Source organism: Streptomyces pseudoechinosporeus, assembly GCF_054783935.1.
Genome location: NZ_BAAGPS010000046.1, coordinates 1 through 22009, shown reverse-complemented (window position 1 = coordinate 22009; position 22009 = coordinate 1). Strand labels below are relative to the sequence as shown.

The following is a 22009-nucleotide window of genomic DNA, read 5'->3' as shown; positions in this document are numbered from 1 at the left end:
GCCGCCCGCCGCCCGCCGCCGACAGGTGACGGGTCCGCATCCGCCTGGTGTGGGCGGACGGCCTTCATGGGGGAGGGGGCGGACTTCCGGCGGAACCGATTCGCTGTCGCGGCCTCGCTGTCATCGTGTGCGGCGCAGCTCTTGCGGTCACATGAAATTACGGTCATACTTCAATAGTCGACGTGATGCTGAAGAACTCAACCGAACAGGGTTCTGACTCCTGCGGGCCTTCTGCCGTCGACCGAACTGACTGCAGCCGCAGTCCAGGAACCCCATGCAGAAGGGCACGGTCATGAATGACGCGCAAGGAGTACGAGGCGACGCGGTGACGTCGTACAAGAACGCACCGACCCGCACCCTCACCGCCGGAGGAGTGACCTTCGCCTACCGCGACCTCGGTCCCCGGACTGGCGTCCCGGTGGTCTTCATCACCCACCTTTCCGCGGTCCTCGACAACTGGGACCCCCGGGTCGTCGACGGCATCGCCGCCAGGCATCGCGTCATCACCTTCGACAACAGGGGTGTCGGCGCGTCCAGCGGCTCGACGCCGAAGACCATCGAGGAGATGGCGAAGGATGCCGTCACCTTCATCCGGGGACTCGGGCTCGAGCATGTCGACATTCACGGCTTCTCGATGGGCGGCATGATCGCCCAGGTGATCGTGCAGACCGAACCGCAGCTCGTCCGCAAGCTGATCCTCACGGGCACCGGCCCCGCGGGCGGCGAGGGCATCAAGAACGTGAGTCGACTGTCCCATCTCGACACCGTCCGGGCCCTGTTCACCCTTCAGGATCCGAAGCAGTTCCTCTTCTTCACCCGCACCGCGGGCGGGCGCCGAGCCGGAAAGCAGTTCCTGGCCCGTCTCAAGGAGCGCACCCACGACCGGGACAAGGCGATCTCCCTCACGTCGTACTTCGCCCAGCTCAAGGCCATCCACCGCTGGGGGCTCGCGCAGCCCCAGGATCTCTCCGTCATCCATCAGCCCGTGCTCATCGCCAACGGCGAGAGCGACAGGATGGTGCCGACGAAGAACTCGTTCGAACTGGCCCGGCGACTGCCGAACGCCGACGTGGTCGTCTACCCCGACGCCGGCCACGGAGGCATCTTCCAGTTCCACGAGCAGTTCGTGGCGGAAGCCCTCGACTTCCTTGAGCGGTAGTGGGTGTCGGGGGCGGGCGGCGAGGGCGCGGGACAGTCGCAGCGTCCCCACCATCATGGTGAAGAGCCCGATGGTCTTGTCGCGAGCGGCCTGTGGATCCGCAGGCGTCAGACGGGCGGCGATCTCTTCCACGATGGCCGCCGCGCCCTCGGTGTACGCCTGCTTGGTGACGTCCGCGCAGCGGCCGATCTCGTCGAGCAGTGCGGCAAAGGGGCATCCGGTGCTGGGCTGGTCACGGTGCTCGGGCGACAGATAGCCGCGAACGAAGTCCTCGATTCTCTGTCGGCGAGTCTCTGGTCGGCCGGGCCGCGGCGTGTCGTACCGCTCCACCTGCGTGCGCAGTTCATCGGCGACAACGTTGATGCTGAGTATCTAAAAGTAAACTCAAACGGTTAGTATCGCTCCCATGGATGCGTGGACCGAAGTTCTTGAAGACACCGGCATGGACCCCCGACTCGACCGGGACACGTCCAACTGCTCGATCGCGCGGACCCTTGAGATCGTGGGCGAGAAGTGGACGGTCCTGATCCTGCGCGAGGTCTGGTACGGCTCGTCCCGGTTCGGTGACTTCGAACGTGTCCTCGGCTGTCCTCGCAACCTCCTGGCGACGCGGCTCCGGATGCTGGTGGAGGAAGGGATCCTGGCGACGGAGACGTACAAGGAGCCCGGTTCGCGGAGCCGGCCGAAGTATGTGATCACCGCTAAGGGCATGGATCTGGTGCCGGCCGTGATGGGGCTGCTGCAGTGGGGTGACCGTTACCGCGCCGACCCGGAGGGGCCGGCCGTGCTGGCACGACACCGCGAGTGCGGCGCGCACGTCGACGTCGAGATTCGCTGCGAACAAGGCCACCCGGTGCAAGCGAAGGACATCGAGAGCGTCCCCGGCCCGGCCTTTCGTATGAGGTCGCCCGAGTGAGCTGAGGACTCCTCCGTCAGCTTTCCGTAATCCGGCCGCTCTGTCGTGTACGCGCCTGATGGAGGCGGACCTTGGTGCGGTTTCCGCAGCGGGACATGGAGCACCAGCGGCGGTTGCGGGCCGGGGAGCGGTCCAGGAAGCGCAGTGCGCAGCGGTCCGCTCCGCAGACGCGTACGCGCCGGATCTCGGCGGACAGAAGCAAGTCGACGGCGTCGTGGGCCACGACCGCGGCGCTCGCGTGGGGCACCGCTGGGCGCTGGACCGCCCGGAGCAGGTGGAGCGGCTGGCCGTGCTCGACATCGTTCCCACCCGGGAGATGTTCCGCCGCCTGGACGCTTCGCTCGCCTCCGGGTACTGGCACTGGCTGTTCCACATGCAGCCCGATTTGCCCGAACGCCTCCTGGGACACGACATCCGCGGGTATCTCGAGTACTTCTTCGAGCGGTGGACCTACAACCGCCACGGACTCACAGCCGACGCGGTCGACGGCTACGTCCGCGCGTTCTCCCGCCCGGCGCCCTGCGCGCGAACCTTGACGACTACCGCGCCATGGAGGAGGACACCGCGCTCGACGACATCGACGCCGCCGAAGGCCGCCGCCTCACCATGCCGCTGCTGGCGCTGTGGGGTTCCGCGGGCTGCCTGCCCGCCTGCCGACACTGGAGATCTGGCGCGACTACGCGGAAGACGTCAGGGGTGCCGAGATCCCGGAATGCGGCCATTTCATCCCGGAGGAGCAGCCGGAGGCGCTGTTGGCGCATCTGCGCGCCTTCCTGACCGGCGGCACGAACCGGTGACAAGCCAAGGGGGCCGACTCTCCCCGCTGTGCCGGGCCATGCGCGAGGGCCGCAGCGGATGGTTCCGTCGGGCTGAGGCGCAATGGCCCGTGGGGCTGTACCCGATGCGGCCAGGCGATCGTCAGGCGTCGAAAACGCGGGCCCGGTAGCGGCGCCAGGCGGGGCGGGCGGTGAGGCGCAGCAGCAGACGGATCGGCGCAGGCGCCTTGACGAGTTGCTGCGCGATGATCTCCGGGTCACCGACCTCCATGAACAGGCCGAAGACCATGGGGGCCTTGGAGGGCGGCAGGCTTTTGAGGTTGCGTTCGGCGACCGCGTCCCACTCGGGCTGGGTGACGGTGCGTGCGGCGACCGGCAGGAGATGCCTCTCCTCGTCGCGCAGATGCTCCTCCAGCAGGACGAGGAGGTGCTCGACGCGGTCGGCCAGCCGACTGCGGGCCGCGCTGGTGGGGTTGACTCGCCAGGGCGGAATCAGGGCGGTGACCTCGTCGAGCATCCCGTGCACCGCCTCGTGCTGGGACTGCATCAGGCGCACCAGGGGAGCCAGTTCCTCGGGCACACGCTGCAGCAGCATGGGCCACAGCAACGCATCCTCGCCCTCGTGATGGTGGACGAGCAGGCCGAGCATCAACTCCAGGTGGTCGGCGACCACGCTGGCTCGTTTACGGTCACCGTCGTTGACCGCGCTCACCAGTGACGCGCTGGAGCGCAGGGCGCGGCGGAACGCGTCATGTGCCATGACCATGTCGCGAACGTCGGTCAGGCCGGGGCCGTGCAGGGCATCGCCGGGCGTGGCGTTCGTAGTCATCAGTCGTCTCCTTTGCCGGGGTGTGCCGCTCGGGCAGCCCTCCCGATGCCACGCCGTGGACGCGCCTCATTGGAGGGTTCGTGGACGCCATCTGGATGCGGTCGGCCTGCCCGGTTCCGCTGCTTGCCCAGGCGGTACCGAAACGCGTGCGAAGCGGACCGAGCCGGGGGCCGCGTCGGGCAGGCGGACGCGGCCCCCGGCGATCGGGGAGGTCGTCCGGGTCGGCCTGCCGACGACGATGCGGAAGGACTCGGAGCGGACCGTTACGCATGGCCGGCCGTCCTCGCCGAGTCGGGGCTGGTCTGGGGATGGAAGCTGGTGGCCCTCGGTGCGGAGGACCACCGACGGTGACGAGGGTTCTTCTGTTCAGGCGCCGAGGTGCTTACGGAGCCACTGGCCCATCTGCTCGATCGCCTGGTCCACCTCGGGCACGCGCCCGGCGCCCAGGACGAAGGAGTGCTGGCCTTCGGGCATCGGGTGGACCTCGGAGGTGACCTTGAAGTCCGCGAGGCGGCGGCCGAGTTGGGCGCCGTCGTCGGCGAGGGTCTCGTACTCGCCGTAGTGGACGGTCGTGGGCGGCAGGCCGGTCAGGTCGGCGTTCACGAGGCTGATCGCGGGGTCGGCGAAGTCCACTGCGGGGTCCTGCAGCCAGGCTCCGCGGAAGAGTTCGAGGGTGTTCCGGCTGAGCATCTTGTCGTTGTCTTCGTTCGCGTCCACCGACGGGTTCTGGATGGTGAGGTCGGTCCAGGGCGAGACGCTGACGATCGCGCCCGGGGTGGCCTCGCCCTTGGCGAGCAGGCGCAGCGGCAGCATGACCGCGAGGGTGCCGCCGATGGAGTGGCCGGTGCTGCCGATGTTGCGCGGCTGGTAGCCCTGGGAGAGCAGCCACCGGTAGGCGGTCTCGGCGTCGTCGAGCTGGGCGGGGTGGGGGTGTTCGGGGGCGAGGCGGAAGTCCACGACGAGGGAGCGGGCGCCGGCCGCCTTGGCGATGTGGCCGGCGGCCTTGCGGTCGGAGTGCATGGAGGCGGTGACGGATCCGCCGAAGTGGAAGTGGAGCAGCGCCTTGTCGGGGTCGGCGCCCTCGGGGATGGCCCACAGGGCGGGGACGCCGTCCGCGTCGACCTCGGCGTAGGTGACGCCTTCCGGCTCGGTCGACGCCTTGTGGTGCGAGTCGGCGATGTCGCGGACGACGGCCAGGTCGAGGCCGGGTGTGACCAACTTCGCGTTCGTGCTCGCGAGGAACTCCACGAACTGCTGTGCTTCTGGACTGATTCCCATGGTGATATTCCTTTTCAGGTCCGTGCTGCGCCCGCTTGTCGCGCGCAGTCAGGTCGATGTGTGGGGGGCGGCGTCATCCGGGCAGGCGGTTGGTCTTGCGGATCTGCTTGTCGAACGTCCCGGCGGGGACGAGGCGGCGCGCCGCGCTGACGCGCGAGGCCAGCGGGCCGGCGGTGTAGCGCAGCTTCGGCTTCTTGTCGGTGGCCGCGGTGACGATCACCTTGGCGACGACGGCGGGGTCGTCGCCGTCCTTCATCGCCTCCGCGATCATCTCGTCGAAGATGCGCCGTCGCTCCGCGTACAGGGGCAGCGGGGTGTCGGGCTGCGCGGCGTTGGTGTCGAAGCTGGTCTTGGTATAGCCGGGCTCGACGAGGAGGACCCGGACGCCGTGCTCGCGGACCTCGTGGTCCAGCGACTCGGAGTAGCCCTCGATCGCGTGCTTCGCCGAGACGTAGAGGGCCATGAAGGGCTGGGGGATGACCCCGAGGATGGACGAGACGTTGATGACGCGTCCCCCTCCCTGGGCGCGCATGTGCGGCAGGACCGCCTTCGTCATACGCATGACACCGAAGACGTTGATGTTGAAGACGCTCTGGGCCTGGGCGACGGAGTTCTCCTCCACGGCACCCGCCGAGCCGATACCTGCGTTGTTGACCAGGACGTCGATCCGCCCGAACCGGTCGATCACCTGCTCGACCACGGCGGTGGCGGAGTCGTCGCTGGCCACGTCGAGGTCGAGGTACGTCACGTCGGCGGGCGGGGTGAGTCCCGAGGTTTTCCGGCCGGTGCCGATCACCTCGAAACCCGCTGCGACGAGGGCGCGGGCCGTTGTCTTGCCGATACCCGATGACGCTCCCGTCACGAGTGCTACCGGCCGGGTTGTTGCCATCACAGGCTCCTTGGTCATTGGATTACGATCGTTTGTCTTATGGCCGTAAGGCTATAGAGAAGGGTGGCTGATGGCAAGTGCTCACCTCCGGCGATCCGGGAATCGTGTGGTGAGGTCCGGTCCCTGGCCGGGCTGGCGACTTCGTGGCGTCATCCGACGCGGATGCGGCATCGGAGTGGGCCGATCTGTGGTGCGGGTGTCGGTTCGTTTGGTCCCACCGGCCGGCCCACCGGCCGGCCCCAATGGCGCGGAAGCGGTGCACTTTGCGGCCGAGGTCAGCTGCGCCAAGCCGTGGGACGCCATCCCCTTCCGGAGCTTTCGGCAGGTTCGGGCGGGTTCGGGTGGGTTGGCGCACACCGCGCTCACCTGCTCGGCCGATCCGATTCGATCCGAAGAGGGCTCTTGATTCAGGACTCGAGGAATTTCAGAGCCTCGGTGACAAACTCTTCGTGATGCTGGAATATGCCGCCATGCCCGGCGTCAGGATATATTTTGAGCTGGGCATTCGGTGGACGCCGGCCAATTCGAAGGAATTACTGGTGGGCGCCATCCTGTCGGCGTCGCCGTTTGCCACCAGGACGGGCTGCTGGACGCTCGTCAAGTCGGAAGGTTCCTGAGTCCCCCAACCGTGGATGGCCTTGAACTGGGCTCGGGTTGTCGTGAGGGAAATATCCTTGTCGCGATTTCTTGTACGCTCGTTCAGTCGCTTCACGAATCGTCGGGCAGCCGACTTGCCGTTTGCGGTTGGGGTGAGGAAGGGGAGTTCCTTCGGGTCTTTGAAGGTCCTTGGCTTTCATCGTATCCAGGAGGGAGGCACGGGTGACCTTGTCGATTTCCTCTCCGCCGGCCGGACCCGCGCCCGCGAGAATGAGCTTTCGGACGAGCTGTGGCTCCTTTTGCGCAATTACCTGCGCCACCATGCCGCCCATGGAGAACCCCAGGAGATCGACCTCATCGAAGCCCAGTGCCCGGATGAAGGCGACAGCGTCACGTGCCATCGCGGCTATCGAGTCTGCGGGCCTGCCTTCTGATGCACCGACCCCTCGGTTGTCGAAGGTGATCACCGGATGTCTGGCAGCGATGCCGTCGATGACTCTGGGGTCCCAGTTGTCCAGCACCGCGGTCAGGTGATTGATGGCGATGACCGGTACGCCGGTATCCGCACCGAGTCGCCGGTACGCGAACCGCCTTCCGTTGACATCGATGATTTTGGTCGGTGCGTCCTTGTATGTAGTGTTAATTATTTCTCCCTGCGAAACGATCTGTATACCTCTTCTCGCGGCCAGAACCCACAGCTGCGGACGTCTGCCGGAGAGGCAGCCCTATGCCTGCTGATTCCGCCTGGGCGACTACCTCTGCACCGGAGCCCGGCCGGGCGAGCGAGTTCAGAAATTCCCTGTAGGTCGCCTCAGGGCAGCGTCGGGCGGGAGCGTTGCCCGATTGACCAAGGCCTTGGTGGCCGCGAGTGCTGTCTTGCTTGTCGAATGACGCGAGCCGCATTGCGACACCGTCCATCAAGCCGTCCAGTCCGGCGTTGGCGACGGCGCGCGCCACCTATCCGCAGCGTTCTGCCATATCGGCGTCGTAGTCACTATTGCCGAGTATGACTTCTGATGCCCGGTCCCGCCTGACCAGTCGGGGCAAGCGTTCGCTGCCCCTGCCGCCAGGAGTGGTCCCGTCAGCGACCTCAGGCCGGCCGAACCGCGCATGCTCGCGGCTGGCGCAGCGCAGATCGAAGGCCAAGGCCCGGCTCACCGGTGGTGTAGCCGGTCCCGATGTTGTCGAACACGATCATGTCGTGGTCCGCGGCCAGGAGGTCCAGGAACTCCGGATCCCACCAGTCGATGGTGCCGCGGAAGCGGTGCAGGAGGACCAGCGGGACACCGCCCCGCGGACCCATACGCCGGTAGGTGGACCGCGCGGAGGGGCCCTCCACCGACAGATCCTCGGCCTTGTCCGACAGATACGTACTCATGACGTCCTTCTCTTCTGGTGAGTGCGCTTGGGGTTCTTGCGGGTGCACTGGTCACGCACGACGCTACGAGTTGGAGCGCTGGAAGCGCATCCGTCACCGCATCCGTCATGGAATTGCCGAACGTGGTTGAACAGGGGTATCGCGAGTGGTTCCGGCGGCAGCAACCCATTAAGCTTTCAAGCAAATGGGCCTGTACGGACGGCGCCATGAGCAGGCGACCCTTGATGAAATCCTTGACGGTGCTCGTCAAGGCGACGCGAAAGCCCTGATGCTGTGAGGTGACCCTGGCATCGGCAAGACCGCCCTGCTCGACTACGTGGCCGAGTCCGCCGCTGCGGACTTCACCGTCTTGCGATGCGGGGGCACTCGTCTGGAATCGCGGCTGACGTTCGCCGCACTGCACGAACTGCTGTGGCCGGTGACGGAGCGGATCAGTACGCTCCCGGAGCCGCAGGCCAACGCCTTGAACGGGGCGCTCGGGATGAGCGGCGACGTGGCGGACCGGTTCCTGATCGGCGTGGCCGTACTGACGCTCGTCGGCGAGCTGGCCGACAAGCGGCCGGTGCTGATCATCGCCGACGACGCCCAGTGGCTGGATGAGCCGTCCGCACGCTGGAGGTTCTCGGAGCCCAGTCGCGGCCCTTCAACTACGCCCGCACGCGCCTGCTGTACGGCGAGTGGCTGCGGCGGGCCCGCCGTCGTACCGACGCCCGGATACAGCTGGCCGAAGCCGCGGAAACCTTCCGGCGACTGGACGCGGCTCCGTTGCTCGCCCGCACCCGGGCCGAACAGGAGCTGACCGGGCAGCAACCGCGCCGGGACTCCGCGCGGGCACGGGCACGGGACACCCCGACGACCCTCACGGCGCAGGAGTTGAGAGTCGTACGGCTGGCCGCGCAGGGACTCACCAACCGGGAGATCGGGTCACAGCTGCTGATCAGTCCTCGTACGGTGGCTCATCACCTGGCCAACGTGTTCCCCAAGCTCGGTATCGTCTCGCGCGCCGACCTCGCGCGTCTCGACTTCGAGGACGGGCTGCGTTTGATGGGATGACCAGCGGCTTCCCTGGACTGCATGGGTGCTCGCTGACGCCCGAATTCTTCCCGAAGGGATGCCGGCGGTCGCCTGCTCGGCCGACGGGGTGATGACGTCGCGAGTGGCCGCGGCCATGCCGTCGCCTCTGTGAAGGCCGGAGCGGTGTCTTCGATCTCCGTCATGGTCCCTTGGGTTGGGTCAGCCGCCGTACCAGGTCCACCCAGGTGGCCTGGAGGCGTGTGGTGGGTACCTCGCGCTCCTTGCGCAGGTAGTCCGCCGCTTCGAAGCTCGTGAAGGCGAGAAGGGCGTGGGCGAGCATGTCGTGGTCTCCGTCAACCCCCGTCTCTCGCAGGAGAGTTGAGACATGACCGTGGAAGGCCCGGCCGGTGTCCGAGGCGTTGCGGCGTGCGTAGGGCACCTGGCGTCCCAGCGCGGCGCCCAGGTCCGCGTCGGCGGCGATGCGCTCGAGCAGGGCGCAGCCGAACGCCGCCAGACGATCTCCCGCAGGTGCTCCTGGCCCCAGCGGAGGGGGACCTGAGGTGTACGCCTCCTGGAACTCCGCCTCGGCTTCGTCGAGGAGAGCGACCAGGAGGCCGTCGCGGTCGCCGAACCGGCGAAAGAGCGTGCCCTTTCCTACGCCGGCGACTTCGGCGACCTCCTTCATCGTCACATTCTCGGCTCCCTGTTCGACGATCAGCCGGGCAGCCGCTTCCAGCAGCCGGGAGCGATTGCGGGCGGCATCGGATCGCTCGGCGGTGACGCCGACCGATCCGTTGTTCGGTGTCTCCGTCACCGCTCACTCCGTGATGTCGCCGTGCGTGCACGTTTTCCGTCCTCCATCTGCACCGGGTGCACAGGGACGTGGGGTGGCTGAGGGGCTGCCGCGGCGATTGTCCTGGCGACGGCTGAGCGGTCGTCTCCGCCCTCAACACGGAACTCAGAGGGAGGCCGGGGCAGCGGCCGCGTCGCCCGAGGCCAGGTCGGCAGCCGGACGACCGGCCTTGCGCTGCCCGGGAATCAGGAACATCAGCGCAGCCGCCAGGGCGACCGCGCCGGCACCGGTCCACAGCGCCGGAGTCAGCCCGTCGACGAACCGCGCTGCGGACTCGTAGCCGCCCTGGGCAGAGAAGACGGCCGCCAGCGATGCGACGCCGAGGGCGCCGCCGACCTCGCGGATGGCGTTGTTGGCGCCGGAGGCGATGTAACTCAGGGGAGCTGTGGGTAGAGCGCGGAGACGCCTCCGGCCAGTGCGGCCTGCGCCTGGCGGGCGGCGTTGTCCGCGAGGATCTCGTAGGCGCCGGCGGCGATGCCGTCCACGGCGATCCGCGCGATGTCGGCGGGGTCGGACTTGGCTGAGTCGACGGCCCGGACCATGTCGGTGTCCATGTAGCCGACGTGCAGGCCGGCCACCTGGATGCCCTGGTCGGCGAGTTGCAGGCGCAGGGCGTTGGTGAGCGACCACTGAGCGGACTTGGCGGCGCAGTAGGCGCCGAATTCCGGGAAGCTGACCCAGGACAGGCCGGACAGGACGTTCAGGATCGCCCCGCCGCCGCCCGCCGCGATCTGGGGTGCGAAGGCGCGGGCCACCGAGAGGGTGCCGAAGTAGTGGGTGTCCATCTCCAGGCGGATGTCGTCCAGGTCGGCGGTGAGCAGGTCGGCGCCGGTGGAGGACCCCGCGTTGTTGACCAGGATGGTCACGTCGCCGGTGGCCTCGACGGCGGTCGCGACGGAGGCGGGGTCGGTGATGTCGAGCGCGATCGGCTTGGCGCCGGGCAGGTCGACCTGGTCGGGGTTGCGGGCGCCGGCGTAGACGGTGGCGCCGCGGCTGAGCAGCTCGGCGGCGAGAGCCCTGCCGAAGCCACGGTTGGCTCCGGTGACAAGGGCGGTGCTGGCGGAGAGGTCCATGGAGGTTCCTGGTGAAGTAGATTTATTAAAGTACGATCATAATTCTAAGCAAGAGGAGTCGGTGAGCGCAAGCGGTCTGCGCGGAGAGGGTGCGTCCCGCCCCTGGCGCCGACCGTGCCCACGACCAACGCGAAAGGGGCCTGCCGTACGCACGGCAGACCCCTTTCGCGGTCCATCGAAGGTGGAGTCAGAGTTTGACGATCATCTTTCCGACGTTCTCGCCCCGCATCAGCGCAAGGAAGGCGTCCAAGGTGTTGTCGAGGCCCTCCCTCACGGTCTCGCGGTAGCGGAGCTTGCCCCCGGCGAGCCAGCCGCCGACCTCGCGGACGAAGTCCGGCTGGAGGTCCAGCTCTTCGCTGAACATGAACGCCAGGATGTTGGAACGCGTCACCGACAGGTTCCACAGGTTCCGCGGCCCCACGACCTTCTCGTCGTTGTACTGGGAGACCATCCCGCACAGGACGATCCGTGCGTGCAGCTTGAGTGCGCCGATCGCCGCCTCCAGGTGCTCGCCCCCGACGTTGTCGAAGAAGACGTCGATGCCGTCCGGCGCCGCCTGCGCCAGCTGCTCGGCGACCGGCCCGTTCTTGTAGTTGAACGCCGCGTCGTAGCCGTACTCCTCGATGAGCAGCTTGACCTTGTCGTCCGAGCCCGCGCTGCCGATCACCCGTCCGGCGCCCTTCAGCTTGGCGATCTGGCCGACCTGGGTGCCGATGGCGCCTGCCGCACCAGAGACGAAGACCGTGTCGCCCTCCTTGATCTTCGCGAACCGCTCCAGTCCGATGTACGCGGTGAGGCCGGGGACGCCGAGCACGCCGAGGTAGGCGGTGAGCGGCGCGAGATTCGGGTCCACCTTCTGGGCGCCCGCCGCGTCGAGGACCGCGTGGTCGCGCCAGCCGAGGACGTGCACCACGTAGTCGCCGGGCGCGAAACCCTCGGCGTTGGACACCAGGACACGGCCGACCGCCGGGCCGTCCATCGGCGCGCCCACCTCGTACGGCTCGATGTATGACTTCTTGTCGCTCATCCGGCCGCGCATGTAGGGGTCGACCGAGAGGTACTCGTTGGCGATCAGGAGCTGCCCGGGGCCGGGCGTGGGGAGGTCCACCTCGCGCAGTGAGAAGTTGGACGCCGTCGGCCAGCCCTCCGGGCGGGTGTCCAGGTGCCATGCGAGGGCGGTGGTGGGCAGGGTCTGCTCGGACATGTGGATCGAGTCCTTTCGGCGGGAGGCGGTGCTCTGGTGATGAACAGAAAGTTCTGTCTAGTGCACAGAAAGGTCTGTCTGTGCAGTTCCGAAACGAGCCGCGAACGGCCGGTTCCAGGAGCTATCGGGGGCAGGCTGCGTCAAGCAGGCCGCGCGCCGCCCGCTTGGCGGCCTCGGCGGCGGCGTCGGCATGTTCGACGCGTGTCGCCGCCAGCGTGCCGTCGATGAGGACCGTGAGCTGGAACGCGAGTGTCTCGGGGTCCGAGGCGTCGGCCGCGGCGGCCAGGTCGCGCACCCAGTCGCGTACGGCGCGCTTGTGCTCGGCGGTGATGGCGTGCGCGGTGCTGCCGGGGGCGTACTCCGCCGCCGCGTTGATGAACGCACAGCCCAGCGTGCCCTCTCGCGCCGCGTGTTCCAGCGCGACGAAAAGGCCGAAGAGCTGCTCGCGTGGGTCGTCCCCGGCCGCCAGCGCCGCCGAGCGCAGCTGGCGCCGCCACCGGTCGTCCATGCGTCGCAGGTAGGCGGCGACCACGTCGTCCTTGCTGGGGAACTGCTTGTACAGCGTGGCCTTGGCGACTCCCGACTCGGCGATCAGCCGGTCCACCCCCACCGCGTGGATGCCGTGGGCGTAGAACAGCTCGCAAGCGGTGTCGAGAATGCGGTCCCGGGCCGGGAGTCGCTTGGGCGCGATGGTCATGAGGTGTAAGTTAACAGACAGGTCTGTCTACTGCAAGGTATGAACAGACCTGTCTGTCTATCTAGCGGTTGACTACGAGGAGATGTTCGATGGGCAGCATTGATGGCCTGGATCTCGGGACGTTCGGGGTCTACACCTTCGACTTCGAGGTCCAGCCGGCGGCGCGGATACGCGAGTCGGTTCAGGAACTCGAGGAGCAGGGCTGGCGGGCGTTGTGGATTCCCGAGCTCCTCGGGCGCGACGCGCTCACGCACGCCGGCTATCTGCTCTCCAGCACTGAGCAGATGCGCGTCGTCAACGGCATCGCACAGATCTGGTCACGCCGGGCCCGGTGGGCGTACGGAGCCGCCCTCCTGCTGGCCGACGCCTACCCCGACCGGCACGTGCTCGGTCTGGGATTCGGCGGCGGGCAGGGGCCGGGGACCAAGCCCCTGGCGGCCATGACGGCGTACCTCGACGAGATGGACGCGGTCGAGACTCCCAACCCCCTGCCGAAGACCCCGATGCGCCGCATCATGGCCGCGTACGGGCCCAAAATGCTCGAGCTGGCTCGCGAACGCACGGCCGGCGCGCAGACCTATCACGTCAACGTGGCGCACACCGCGCAGGCGCGCAAGATCCTCGGGCCGGACGCGTTCCTGGGCGTCGAGCACGCGGTGCTGTTCGAGTCGGACCCCGACAAGGCCCGCGCGATCGCGCGGGAACACCTGTACATCTATCTGAACTCCCCCTACAACATCGCGAAGTTCCGTCGACTGGGCTACTCGGAGGAGGAGATCGCCGGTGCCAGCGACCGCATCGTCGACGACCTCGTGTTCTGGGGTGACCTGGACACCATCGTCGAGAAGCTCCATGCCCATGTCGAGGCCGGAGCCGATCATGTCGCGGTGCAGGTGATCGGGATCGAGCCGGGCGAGTCCGCGTTGCCGTACTGGCGCATGCTCGGCGAGGCACTCCTGCCCCCGGGCGGCAACACCTGATCCGCGGTTTGTGCAGGGCGCCGCGCCTACGACGGGTCGCGGCGCCGGTGACCGGGGTGGCCTGCCGAAGAAGCCGCGCGGCCCTGTGTCACGCGGCCGGGGAGCGGAGATCCTTGCGGAGGATCTTGCCCGATGCGGAGCTGTGGACGGCGTAGACGAACTCGACCCGCCGGACCTTCTTGTACGGGGCGACCTGGCGTGCGACGAACTCGATGACCTTGTCCGCGGTGAGGTCGGTGCCGGGTCGGCGGACGACGAAGGCCTTGGGGGATCAGGACCGGGCAGAGAGGGCGGCGTGGCCAGCACGCAACGAGGCTTTGTCGATCTTGCCGACCGCGTTCTTCGCGATGGCTTCCACCACGAAGAACGCGGTCGGGCGCTTGTAGCCGGTAAGGCTGCGCGCGCAGAGGGCTTTCAGCGCCGAGGAATCGACGGTCGACCCCGGTCGCGGCTGGACGTAGGCGACAACCGCCTCTCCCCACTTTTCGTCGGGTACGCCGATCACGGCTGCCTCGAGCACCGACGGGTCGCCTGCGAGCACGTCCTCGATTTCCTTGGGGTAGATGTTCTCCCCGCCACGGATGATCATGTCTTTCGAGCGTCCGACCAGGATCAGATAACCCTCGGCGTCAAGGTGGCCCACATCGCCGGTGTGCAGCCAGCCGTCGACGATGACTCGGGCCGTTTCGTCCGGACGGCCGAGATAGCCACGCATGACGTTGGGGCCCTTCACTATCACCTCACCGTCCGTGCCCGGCGCCACCTCGCTGCCGTCGGCGTCGACGATCCGGATCTCCTGGCCGGGGAAGGGAAGCCCCACGGTTCCGGCGCGTCGAGGGCCGGAGACGGGGTTGATGGTGGAGCCGCAGGTTCCTTCGGACAGGCCGTATCCCTCGACGAGCGGAAACCCGTACCGGGCCTCGAACCGGGTCAGCAACTCGGCGGAGGCGGGTGCGGCGCCGCAGACTCCGAACCGCAGCGACGATGTGTCGGGCCGGACGTCGTCCGGGAGTGCCGCGAGCATGCTGTAGATCGTCGGCACCGCGCTGAAGAAGGTGGGGCGCACCTGCTCGACGAGGTCGAAGAAGGTGCGGGGGTCGAACCGGCCCGCGATGACGACGCTCGCGCCCACGAGCAGGGGCATGAGGACGCTGACCACGATTCCGTTGACGTGGAAGAGCGGCAGGATCAGCAGGCAACGGTCGGCCGGCCCGACCTCCAACGCCTGGCGCCCCATCTCCACCATGGCGTCGATGTTGGCGTGGTCGAGCATCACACCCTTGGGCACCCCGGTCGTACCGCTGGTGTAGATGAGCAGGGCCAGCGTGGACGGGTCCAGAAGCGGTGCCTGATCCGGCTCCACTGCTCCTGCGCGCAGTTCGTCGACGGCGAGTACGGCAGTACCGTCCGCCACGACGGCCGTACTGTCCTCGACCACCAGCAGGCGTGCACCGGAGTCCTTGAGCTGTCGGACCACTTCGACGTCGGTCATGCTCGGGTTGACCGGTGTGATGGTGGCGCCGAGCCGCCAGGCGGCGAACAGCAGGATCACGAACTCGACGCGGTTCGTCAGTTTGAGGGCGACGACGTCACCGGGACCGATTCCGAGGTCCTGGAGCTGACGCGCTGCCGTTCGGACCCGGCTCAGCAACTGCGTGTTGGTGAGGGACTGGTGCCCGTCCGAGACCGCGGCCCCCTGGGGGTCGAGGTCGGCGCGGCGGTCGGGCAGAGAAGCGAAATTCATGGCGGGCGTACCTGTCTCGGTGTGATGCGATCCGGTCAAGTCGTCGACACGGCGGGTGCCGGGTCCAGCTGGCGGGCGAGGAACTCGATCTGGTCGCGTACCAGTTCCTCGAAGGTCTCGCCGGTGTAGAAGTCGAAGTGACCGGCGTCGTACCTCTTGATCTCTCCCCGGGGCGCGGTGCCCGCGTACCGGAGGGTTTGGGCGGGAGGCGTGACCGAGTCGGTGTTGCTGACGCAGAAGAGGATCGGCATGGTGACCTTCTTCGCCGCACGCCCGGGCCGGTAGGCGGCGATGGTCGGGATGACCCGTGCCGCCACCTCGTTGCGGAACGTCGTGCCGGGCGGCTGCAGCGCCTGGTATCCGGGCAGTGCGTCCGGGGCGTTCATGAGGGCCGGCGAACCGGGGGCGGCGGCGATGGGAACCATCGCGGGCGCCCTGCCGCGGACCCTCGTCGCCAGATCCCGGGCGAGCACGGGGGTCATCCTGAGGGAGGCGAGCGGGCCGAGCGCGAGCGCGGAGGCGAGGCCGTCGGTGAACGGGCACTGGGCCACGGCCGCGCGCAGTTCGGGATGGCGTGAGGCGACGGTGATGGCGTGGCCGCCGCCGAAGGAGCTGCCCCAGACCGCGACACGGGAGCGGTCGACGTCAGGGCGGGCCTTGACGTAGGCGAGGGCGGCATCCCAGTCGGCGAGTTGACGCTTGATCGACAGGAGCTGGCGCGGGTGGCCGCCGCTGTCGCCGAAGTGCCGGTAGGTGAAGGCCACGGCGGCGATGCCGGCCTGTGCGAAACGCTCGGCGAAGGCGTCCAGGCGCATCTCGCGGGTTGCGCCCAGGCCGTGCCCGAGGACGACGACGGGCGGGGAGGTGACGCCCGTGGGGAGGTAGAACCACCCGGCACAGGTGCTGTCGCCGGAGGGGAACGTGATGTCGTGACGGGTGAAGGAGTGCGCAGTGGTCATCGTCGGCTCACCGTCCGTTCGCCGAGCGGCGCCCGGGCACACTGCCCGAGGCGAGCGCCTGCGCGTAGGTGTCCGGCCTGTAGAGCGGGAGCTCGCCGGTGGCGTCCGTCGTCTCCATGTAGTCGAGCATCAGTTCCTGACCTTCCTTCGACATGACTCGGGTGAAGAACTCGGCGCGTTCGACGTGCAGGCCGTCCTCCAGTGACATCGAGCCGCCGAAGTACACCGACCTCTTGGCGGCAGCGACCGACCCCTTCGACCGCTTGCCGAAGTGCTCTGCGAGGTCGAGCGCCTGCGCGACCACCTTGTCCTGCGGAACGACCTTGTCGACCGCCCCGTTGGCGAGCGCCTCCGCGGGCGTGAACGGCTTGCCTTCGAGGATCGCGGCCAGGGACCGGTGGGTGCCGATCAGGCGGGTCAGCCGCTGGGTGCCGCCTCCACCCGGGATGATGCCGAGGAGGATTTCCGGCTGGCCGATGAAGAAGTCCCCGTCGGCCATGACCCGCAGATCGCACGCCCAGGCGAACTCGGCGCCGAGGCCGAGAGCCGAACCGTTGAGGGCGGCGACGAAGAGGACACCGCTGGCGTTCATCCGGAGGAAGGTCGTGTGCAGACGCTCCAGCTGGAGGGCTCCCCGCATCGGGGTCCTGCGCATCACGGGCTCGAGGACACGGGACCGGTCCACGTGCTTCGCCGCGCGTACGACGGCGGCGGCACCGCGTCGGCCGACCGTAGGGCTCGCGGCGCCCTCTTCCTGCAGCCACCGAACCGCGGCATGGCTGACGAACCGCTCGGGATGCGCCCCGGTGAAGACGACGGCACGGATGCCCGGATCACGGTCGGCTCGGGCTACCAGCTTGTCGAGCTGATTGGCGATATCGAGGCCGAACACCTGGTGCGGGCCGCCGTCGACCCGGACGATCAGGACGGCCCCGCGATCTTCTATCTCCAGATGGCCCTTGTCTTTGTACGGCATGAATTCTGCTCCCGTGCTGAGTTCATGGGGGTGGAAAGTGCGTGGGGACAGCCGCGGATGCGTGTCGCAGCAACGGGGTCGGGTTCGCCCCGACGGGCTGTGTCCGCACCGGCGGCAGGAGACTGGAACAGCGCGAGATGACGTGTCCAAGGACGGACGCGTGTATCCGAGACGGCACGTCACGTGCGATGTGTACTATTGCCGTGAAGAATTACATAACCAAGTTATTTTTGGCGTGTCAACGGTGGAGGCGTGCGAGACATGGCAGGGCGGGCGAGGCTTGATGACGCACCGGAACGGCTTGTGCGGGCGGCCATCGGTCTGCTGGCCGAGCAGGGGCCATCGGCTTTGAAAGCGCGCACGGTGGCCTCCGCGAGCGGACTGTCGACGATGGTGGTCTACAGCCACTTCGGTGGGATCCCCGAGCTGATGAGCGCTGTTGCCGACCATGGGTTCAAGGAACTCGGCAGAGCGTTCGCCCAGGTACCGGTGACGGAGGACCCGATCGCGGATCTCTTCGCCATGGCCTTGACCTGCCGTCGGCTGGCCCGCGAGAACCCTCACCTCTACGACCTGATGTTCGGGCTGTCCACTCGGGCGACGTACCGGCCTCTGTCGGATGCGGACCTTCGCCTGAGTGGGCATTCCCCGGCCTTTCGGGAAGCCCACGCTCATGTCACCGCAGCGTGCGAACGGCTCGTGCACTCCGGCAGGGTCGAGCGGCAGGAACCCGAAGCCATCGCCGCCCAGTTGTGGAGTTTCGTGCACGGTTACATCACCCTTGAACTGGCTGAGCATTTCGTCGAGTTCGACGACGCCGTGGCGCAGGTGCTCCTGCCGATGGGCGTGAACTTCTCTGTCGGGTTGGGTGACAAGCGGGAACGTGCCGAGGCCTCGCACGAGGCCGGCGCGCGCCTGTACGACTCGATCGTCCAAGACCACTGAGAAGTCGGGTGGTTGGGCGCAGCCCCGTGCGCGGCTAGGACGACCTGGTCCCCGCGGCAGGGGCATCGGTACCCGGCGTGAGCTGGTCATGCCTCCCCAACGCTGCGACCTCCCGTTCGAGGGACGGAACCGCCCGGGCCGCGAAGCGCCTCGCCCAGGGCCAGGCCAGCGGTGAATTCAGCGCTGCCTTCGCCCAGTTGGCCACGACGACCCCGCGCGGCACGTACACGCGGCTGCGTCGGCGCACGAGCCCGTCGACGATCGCGGCAGCCACCCGGTCGACGCTCGTGGTGACGTTGCCCGGATAGGGCAGCCGCCCGCGCAGCTCCTTGAAGGAGGGGAAGTCCGCCTCGGCGCCCCGGACGAGATCCGTGTCGACCCAGGAGGGGTGCACAAGGCCGACCGTGACCCCGAGGTGCGCCACCTCCTGGCGGTAGGTCAGGGCGAGCAGCTCGGCCGCCGCCTTGCTCGCGCCGTACGAGGCCATCGCGGCCAGCGGTATGAACGACAGCCCGGACGCCACGACCAGCACGTGACCCCGGCTGCGCTCCAGATGGGGCGTCGCGTACTTGAGGGTGCGGAACACGCCGTTCAGGTTGATGTCCAGGACCCGCTCGAACGACGCCTCGTCCGTCTGCCGCACCGTCCCGTACGCCACCACGCCGGCATTGGCGACGACGAGGTCGATGCCGCCCATCACCTCCGCCGCCGCATCGATCGCCGACCGCAGGGCCGCACCGTCGCGCACATCGGCCTCACGCCAGGAAGCGGCGGGGCCCAGGCCCTCGGCGAGGTCGCGCAACCGATCGGGTTCCAGCCCGATCACGGTCACACGAGCCCCTCGGGCGGCGGCCAGTCGGGCCACCTTCTCGCCGATGCCGCGTGCCGCTCCGGTGACAACCAGCCTTCTGCCCAGCAAGTCACGTTTCATGGCGGCAACATAACTTCGTTATTGATGGAGTGCAAGATACCGCGCACCGGCCGCTGCTCGGTTTACCTGCTGGGTCTCACGACTGGACGAACCTATGCTGGCTGTCATGAGGCGGACATCCTTTGCGCAGTGGCCCTGCTCGATCGCGCGGACCATGGACTTGCTCGGGGACTGGTGGACGCCGTTGGTGCTGCGTGAGGCGTTCTACGGGATCCGGCGGTTCGACGCGTTCCAGGAGGCGCTGGGGATCGCCCGCAACACGCTGGCGGACCGGCTGCGGCGGCTGGTGGACGAGGGGCTGCTGGAGAAGCGGCCGTACCAGACGGAGCCGGTTCGGTACGACTACGTGCTCACCGAGAAGGGGCGCGACTTCTTTGGCGTGCTGCTGGTGATGAACCGGTGGGGAGACCGCTGGCTGGCCGGTGAAGCGGGCCCGCCGGTGGCCATGCATCACGAGGTGTGCGGGCAGGAGACCCATGCCGAGGTGGTGTGCGCCGCCTGCGGCGAGCCCATGACCGCGGACAACACCCGCCCCCGGATGGGTCCCGGCTATCCATCGCATTTGGCCGAGCGGCCGGATGTGCGGGAGCGGTTCGCGGGCTGACCCAGTAGTTCTGCGGGGCCTGTGTCTGTTCCCTTGACAGGTGAGTCTATCTAGGCAACTTTACTGGTCAGGTGCTGGAATGAGGGTTCTCGGATGGGTAGGGAGGCCGCAGGATCGTGGAGTGGACGGGTGCGCGCTATGCGGATAAGCCGACGGCTGAGGTCCACACCTGGATTGCCGCCCCGCCGGCACAAGTGTGGACGCTGGTGACCGACATTGAGCTGATGCCGCGTCTGAGCGCCGAGCTGCAGTCGGTGGAATGGCTGGATGGCGCGCGCTCCCCTGCTCCGGGAGCCCGGTTCATCGGCCGGAGCAAGCACGAGGCGTTCGGGGAGTGGGCCACCACATCTCACATCGTCGAGTACGAGCCGCCGAGGGTGCTCGCCTGGGCGGTCGAGGACCCCGAATACCCCACGGCCGTCTGGCGGTTCACTCTGGAGCCGCGGGACCGGGGCACGCTGCTGCGGCAGTGGATGCAGATGGGGCCGGCCCGCTCGGGCCTCTCCTTCGCCATCGATCGCATGCCGGAGAAGGAGCAGAAGATCGTCTTCGTGCGCATGCGGGAGTTCGAGGCCAACATGACCGTCACCCTCGAAGGAGTCAAGAAGCTGGCCGAGAGCGCCCGGACCTCGGGCGAGGCGAGTCTGTGATGCGTACCTCCACCACGATCGAAGCCTCCGGGGGCGACTGGCGGGAGATCGTCGACTACGTCACCGAGGCGGAGAAGCTTGGTCTGGACATCTGCTGGGTGGCGGAGGCATGGGGCTCCGAGGCGCCCTCACCGTTGGGCTATCTCGCCGCGAAGACGGATCGCATGCTTCTCGGATCGGGAATCATCCAGCTCGGCACCCGCACTCCGATGGCCATCGCCCGCGCCGCGATCACGCTGTCGCAGATTTCCCAGGGGCGTTTCCTCCTCGGCCTGGGCCCCTCCGGACCACAGGTGATCGAAGGGCTGCATGGTGTGCCGTTCTCTCGGCCGTTGCCGCGGATGCGCGAGACCGTCGAAATCGTGCGACAGGCCGCTACGGGGGAGAAGGTCTCCTACAGCGGGCGGGAGTTCCAGCTCCCGCTGCCGGGCGGGGAGGCGAAGCCCATGCGTCTGTCGATGCGCGCCGAGCACGACATCCCCGTGTACCTGGCGACCCTGTCGCCGAAGATGCTGCACCTGACCGGCGAGATCGCGGACGGTTGGCTGGGTACCAGCTTCGTTCCGGAGGGTGCCAAGGAGGCGTACTTCGACCACCTGGACCAGGGATTGGCCGCCGCCGGTCGGAAGCGCGCCGACCTGGACATCTGCCAGGGCGCCGAGGTCGCCTTCGCGGACGACGAGGACGCACTGCGCGCGATGGTGGCCGGACGGAAGAAGGAACTGGCCTTCAGCCTGGGCGGCATGGGCTCCGCGACCACGAACTTCTACAACAACGCCTACAGCCGCCAGGGATGGGCTGAGGTGGCGGCCGAGGTCCGCACCCACTGGCTGGCCGGGGACCGGGACGGCGCGGCCGGCCTGATCACCGACGAGATGGTGCTGGCGACCACACTGATCGGAACCGAGGACATGGTGCGCGAGCGGCTGCGCGTGTGGCGCGACGCCGGTGTCGACACCGTTCGTTTCTATCCCGCCGGCGAGACCCTCGACGCCCGACTCGCCACCCTGGGCCGGGCCATCGAGCTGGTCCGCGACATCGAGGACGAGGCGGCACGGTAGCGACAGGCCACGACGGCCCTCACCGGACCCGATCCGTACGAGATGACGGGAGCCCTCCTGGCGTGGGGCGCCGCCCACGCGTCACAGCCCGATGCCGTGCTCAAGCCCGGTGCGCACGGCCCGGTCGCCGCCTTCGGCCTCGACACCCTCAGGCTCGGTGCTGCCGAGGCTGGAGTGCACGAAGTCGACGGGCGTCAGCCCGCCGTCGATGATGGCCGAGCGGGCATAGATCACGGCGCCGGGGCGCTGAAGCGGATGTCCGGGGAACGGCTGCCGAGGTGATGAACCATATGGGCACATCCCTCGTCCTTTACCGGCTCCCCTGCGGCGGGCGGTGGCGGATGCCGCCGCTGTCGAGTTGATGAACAGGTTGTTCGATCGGGAGCGAGTCGGCCCCTCGCGGGAGCCGGCCGCCCCAGTGGAAAGGAAGCCGTCCATGGACGAGCAGGGTGAGCACTTCGACGTCGTCGTACTCGGCGCGGGCCCCGGCGGCTAC

Annotated in this window: 26 protein-coding genes and 2 pseudogenes; 11 read left to right on the top strand and 17 right to left on the bottom strand. The window is 68.1% G+C overall.

All coding sequences use genetic code 11. The features are described 5' to 3' along the window. Positions 1 to 292: 292 nt before the first annotated feature. Together ACYVO6_RS33520 and ACYVO6_RS33515 are read left to right on the top strand one after the other, a co-directional pair. Positions 293 to 1159, top strand: a complete 867-nt coding sequence (locus tag ACYVO6_RS33520; protein WP_461067818.1) for an alpha/beta fold hydrolase — start codon at positions 293 to 295, stop codon at positions 1157 to 1159. Positions 1160 to 1601: 442 nt separating this feature from the next. Continuing rightward, positions 1602 to 2075, top strand: coding sequence for a winged helix-turn-helix transcriptional regulator (locus ACYVO6_RS33515; RefSeq protein ID WP_461067824.1), 474 nt, complete (start codon positions 1602 to 1604; stop codon positions 2073 to 2075). Between the two features lie 16 nt (positions 2076 to 2091). Here the strand turns inward: ACYVO6_RS33515 and ACYVO6_RS33510 are convergent, their stop codons facing one another. Beyond that, on the bottom strand, positions 2092 to 2322 hold the full coding sequence (locus ACYVO6_RS33510; protein ID WP_461067816.1) for a CGNR zinc finger domain-containing protein: 231 nt from the start codon (positions 2320 to 2322) through the stop codon (positions 2092 to 2094). Positions 2323 to 2698: 376 nt separating this feature from the next. Between ACYVO6_RS33510 and ACYVO6_RS33505 the strand changes: the two genes are divergently transcribed. Further along, positions 2699 to 2872, top strand: coding sequence for an alpha/beta fold hydrolase (locus tag ACYVO6_RS33505; RefSeq protein ID WP_461067814.1), 174 nt, complete (start codon positions 2699 to 2701; stop codon positions 2870 to 2872). A 121-nt stretch (positions 2873 to 2993) separates the two neighbouring features. Here ACYVO6_RS33505 and ACYVO6_RS33500 read toward each other — a convergent pair whose 3' ends face one another. From ACYVO6_RS33500 to ACYVO6_RS33490, 3 genes are all read right to left on the bottom strand, one after another. Then, positions 2994 to 3680, bottom strand: coding sequence for a hemerythrin domain-containing protein (locus tag ACYVO6_RS33500; RefSeq protein WP_461067812.1), 687 nt, complete (start codon positions 3678 to 3680; stop codon positions 2994 to 2996). Between the two features lie 366 nt (positions 3681 to 4046). Then, a complete protein-coding gene (locus ACYVO6_RS33495; RefSeq protein WP_461067810.1) occupies positions 4047 to 4958 on the bottom strand; it encodes an alpha/beta hydrolase in 912 nt (303 codons plus the stop codon). A gap of 73 nt (positions 4959 to 5031) precedes the next feature. Further along, positions 5032 to 5847, bottom strand: a complete 816-nt coding sequence (locus ACYVO6_RS33490) for an oxidoreductase (protein WP_461067808.1) — start codon at positions 5845 to 5847, stop codon at positions 5032 to 5034. A gap of 452 nt (positions 5848 to 6299) precedes the next feature. Between ACYVO6_RS33490 and ACYVO6_RS33485 the strand changes: the two genes are divergently transcribed. Continuing rightward, a complete protein-coding gene (locus ACYVO6_RS33485) occupies positions 6300 to 6464 on the top strand; it encodes a hypothetical protein (protein ID WP_461067826.1) in 165 nt (54 codons plus the stop codon). A 237-nt stretch (positions 6465 to 6701) separates the two neighbouring features. On the opposite strand, the pseudogene ACYVO6_RS33480 reads toward ACYVO6_RS33485, so the two are convergent. Together ACYVO6_RS33480 and ACYVO6_RS33475 are read right to left on the bottom strand one after the other, a co-directional pair. Then, a pseudogene (locus tag ACYVO6_RS33480) lies at positions 6702 to 6965 on the bottom strand (alpha/beta fold hydrolase); the annotation flags it as partial. Positions 6966 to 7534: 569 nt separating this feature from the next. Next, positions 7535 to 7822, bottom strand: a complete 288-nt coding sequence (locus ACYVO6_RS33475) for an alpha/beta fold hydrolase (RefSeq protein WP_461067806.1) — start codon at positions 7820 to 7822, stop codon at positions 7535 to 7537. 289 nt (positions 7823 to 8111) lie between these two features. Between ACYVO6_RS33475 and ACYVO6_RS33470 the strand changes: the two genes are divergently transcribed. Both ACYVO6_RS33470 and ACYVO6_RS33465 read left to right on the top strand, forming a co-directional pair. Next, complete coding sequence (locus tag ACYVO6_RS33470) at positions 8112 to 8621, top strand: hypothetical protein (protein ID WP_461067822.1); 510 nt, start codon at positions 8112 to 8114, stop codon at positions 8619 to 8621. Then, positions 8588 to 8875 carry a helix-turn-helix domain-containing protein gene (locus ACYVO6_RS33465; RefSeq protein WP_461067804.1) on the top strand — a complete coding sequence of 96 codons (288 nt, stop codon included), beginning with the start codon at positions 8588 to 8590 and terminating at the stop codon, positions 8873 to 8875. Before ACYVO6_RS33470 ends, ACYVO6_RS33465 begins: the two co-directional genes overlap by 34 nt. A gap of 160 nt (positions 8876 to 9035) precedes the next feature. On the opposite strand, the gene ACYVO6_RS33460 is transcribed toward ACYVO6_RS33465, so the two are convergent. The 5 genes and pseudogenes from ACYVO6_RS33460 to ACYVO6_RS33440 form a co-directional block, all read right to left on the bottom strand. Beyond that, positions 9036 to 9650 (bottom strand): TetR/AcrR family transcriptional regulator, encoded by a 615-nt coding sequence (locus tag ACYVO6_RS33460; RefSeq protein ID WP_461067802.1) that lies wholly within the window; start codon positions 9648 to 9650, stop codon positions 9036 to 9038. Positions 9651 to 9794: 144 nt separating this feature from the next. Continuing rightward, positions 9795 to 10058, bottom strand: a pseudogene (locus ACYVO6_RS33455) (MFS transporter); the annotation flags it as partial. A 5-nt stretch (positions 10059 to 10063) separates the two neighbouring features. Continuing rightward, on the bottom strand, positions 10064 to 10762 hold the full coding sequence (locus ACYVO6_RS33450) for an SDR family oxidoreductase (protein ID WP_461067800.1): 699 nt from the start codon (positions 10760 to 10762) through the stop codon (positions 10064 to 10066). Positions 10763 to 10949: 187 nt separating this feature from the next. Further along, positions 10950 to 11966 (bottom strand): NADP-dependent oxidoreductase, encoded by a 1017-nt coding sequence (locus tag ACYVO6_RS33445; RefSeq protein ID WP_461067798.1) that lies wholly within the window; start codon positions 11964 to 11966, stop codon positions 10950 to 10952. 121 nt (positions 11967 to 12087) lie between these two features. After that, positions 12088 to 12663: a TetR/AcrR family transcriptional regulator gene (locus tag ACYVO6_RS33440; protein ID WP_461067796.1), complete on the bottom strand. Its 576-nt coding sequence runs from the start codon at positions 12661 to 12663 to the stop codon at positions 12088 to 12090. 89 nt (positions 12664 to 12752) lie between these two features. Here ACYVO6_RS33440 and ACYVO6_RS33435 point away from each other — a divergent pair, with 89 nt between their 5' ends. Continuing rightward, entirely contained in the window at positions 12753 to 13643 is an 891-nt protein-coding gene (locus tag ACYVO6_RS33435; RefSeq protein ID WP_461067794.1) for a TIGR03620 family F420-dependent LLM class oxidoreductase, read from the top strand. An 88-nt stretch (positions 13644 to 13731) separates the two neighbouring features. Here the strand turns inward: ACYVO6_RS33435 and ACYVO6_RS33430 are convergent, their stop codons facing one another. Genes ACYVO6_RS33430 through ACYVO6_RS33415 form a run of 4 tightly spaced genes read right to left on the bottom strand, consistent with a single transcriptional unit; the run spans position 13732 to position 17322 of the window. Further along, positions 13732 to 13857 carry a hypothetical protein gene (locus tag ACYVO6_RS33430; protein WP_461067820.1) on the bottom strand — a complete coding sequence of 42 codons (126 nt, stop codon included), beginning with the start codon at positions 13855 to 13857 and terminating at the stop codon, positions 13732 to 13734. 57 nt (positions 13858 to 13914) lie between these two features. Continuing rightward, entirely contained in the window at positions 13915 to 15387 is a 1473-nt protein-coding gene (locus tag ACYVO6_RS33425; protein ID WP_461067792.1) for a class I adenylate-forming enzyme family protein, read from the bottom strand. Between the two features lie 35 nt (positions 15388 to 15422). Further along, a complete protein-coding gene (locus tag ACYVO6_RS33420; RefSeq protein ID WP_461067790.1) occupies positions 15423 to 16346 on the bottom strand; it encodes an alpha/beta hydrolase in 924 nt (307 codons plus the stop codon). 7 nt (positions 16347 to 16353) lie between these two features. Continuing rightward, on the bottom strand, positions 16354 to 17322 hold the full coding sequence (locus ACYVO6_RS33415; RefSeq protein WP_461067788.1) for an enoyl-CoA hydratase/isomerase family protein: 969 nt from the start codon (positions 17320 to 17322) through the stop codon (positions 16354 to 16356). Between the two features lie 303 nt (positions 17323 to 17625). On the opposite strand from ACYVO6_RS33415, the gene ACYVO6_RS33410 reads away from it, so the two are divergent. Continuing rightward, positions 17626 to 18267, top strand: coding sequence for a TetR/AcrR family transcriptional regulator (locus ACYVO6_RS33410; RefSeq protein WP_461067786.1), 642 nt, complete (start codon positions 17626 to 17628; stop codon positions 18265 to 18267). Positions 18268 to 18301: 34 nt separating this feature from the next. On the opposite strand, the gene ACYVO6_RS33405 is transcribed toward ACYVO6_RS33410, so the two are convergent. After that, the gene (locus ACYVO6_RS33405; RefSeq protein ID WP_461067784.1) at positions 18302 to 19198 is read right to left on the bottom strand and encodes a short-chain dehydrogenase/reductase; all 897 of its coding nucleotides are present in this window, start codon (positions 19196 to 19198) and stop codon (positions 18302 to 18304) included. 106 nt (positions 19199 to 19304) lie between these two features. On the opposite strand from ACYVO6_RS33405, the gene ACYVO6_RS33400 reads away from it, so the two are divergent. The 3 genes from ACYVO6_RS33400 to ACYVO6_RS33390 all read left to right on the top strand — a co-directional run bounded on the left by ACYVO6_RS33400 (position 19305) and on the right by ACYVO6_RS33390 (position 21513). Then, positions 19305 to 19802, top strand: a complete 498-nt coding sequence (locus tag ACYVO6_RS33400) for a winged helix-turn-helix transcriptional regulator (RefSeq protein ID WP_461067782.1) — start codon at positions 19305 to 19307, stop codon at positions 19800 to 19802. A 116-nt stretch (positions 19803 to 19918) separates the two neighbouring features. Beyond that, complete coding sequence (locus tag ACYVO6_RS33395; protein ID WP_461067781.1) at positions 19919 to 20452, top strand: SRPBCC family protein; 534 nt, start codon at positions 19919 to 19921, stop codon at positions 20450 to 20452. Next, a complete protein-coding gene (locus ACYVO6_RS33390) occupies positions 20452 to 21513 on the top strand; it encodes an LLM class flavin-dependent oxidoreductase (RefSeq protein ID WP_461067779.1) in 1062 nt (353 codons plus the stop codon). The genes ACYVO6_RS33395 and ACYVO6_RS33390 overlap by 1 nt, the downstream gene beginning before the upstream one ends. Before the next feature lie 81 nt (positions 21514 to 21594). Here ACYVO6_RS33390 and ACYVO6_RS33385 read toward each other — a convergent pair whose 3' ends face one another. Next, complete coding sequence (locus ACYVO6_RS33385) at positions 21595 to 21747, bottom strand: hypothetical protein (protein WP_461067777.1); 153 nt, start codon at positions 21745 to 21747, stop codon at positions 21595 to 21597. Positions 21748 to 22009: the final 262 nt, after the last annotated feature.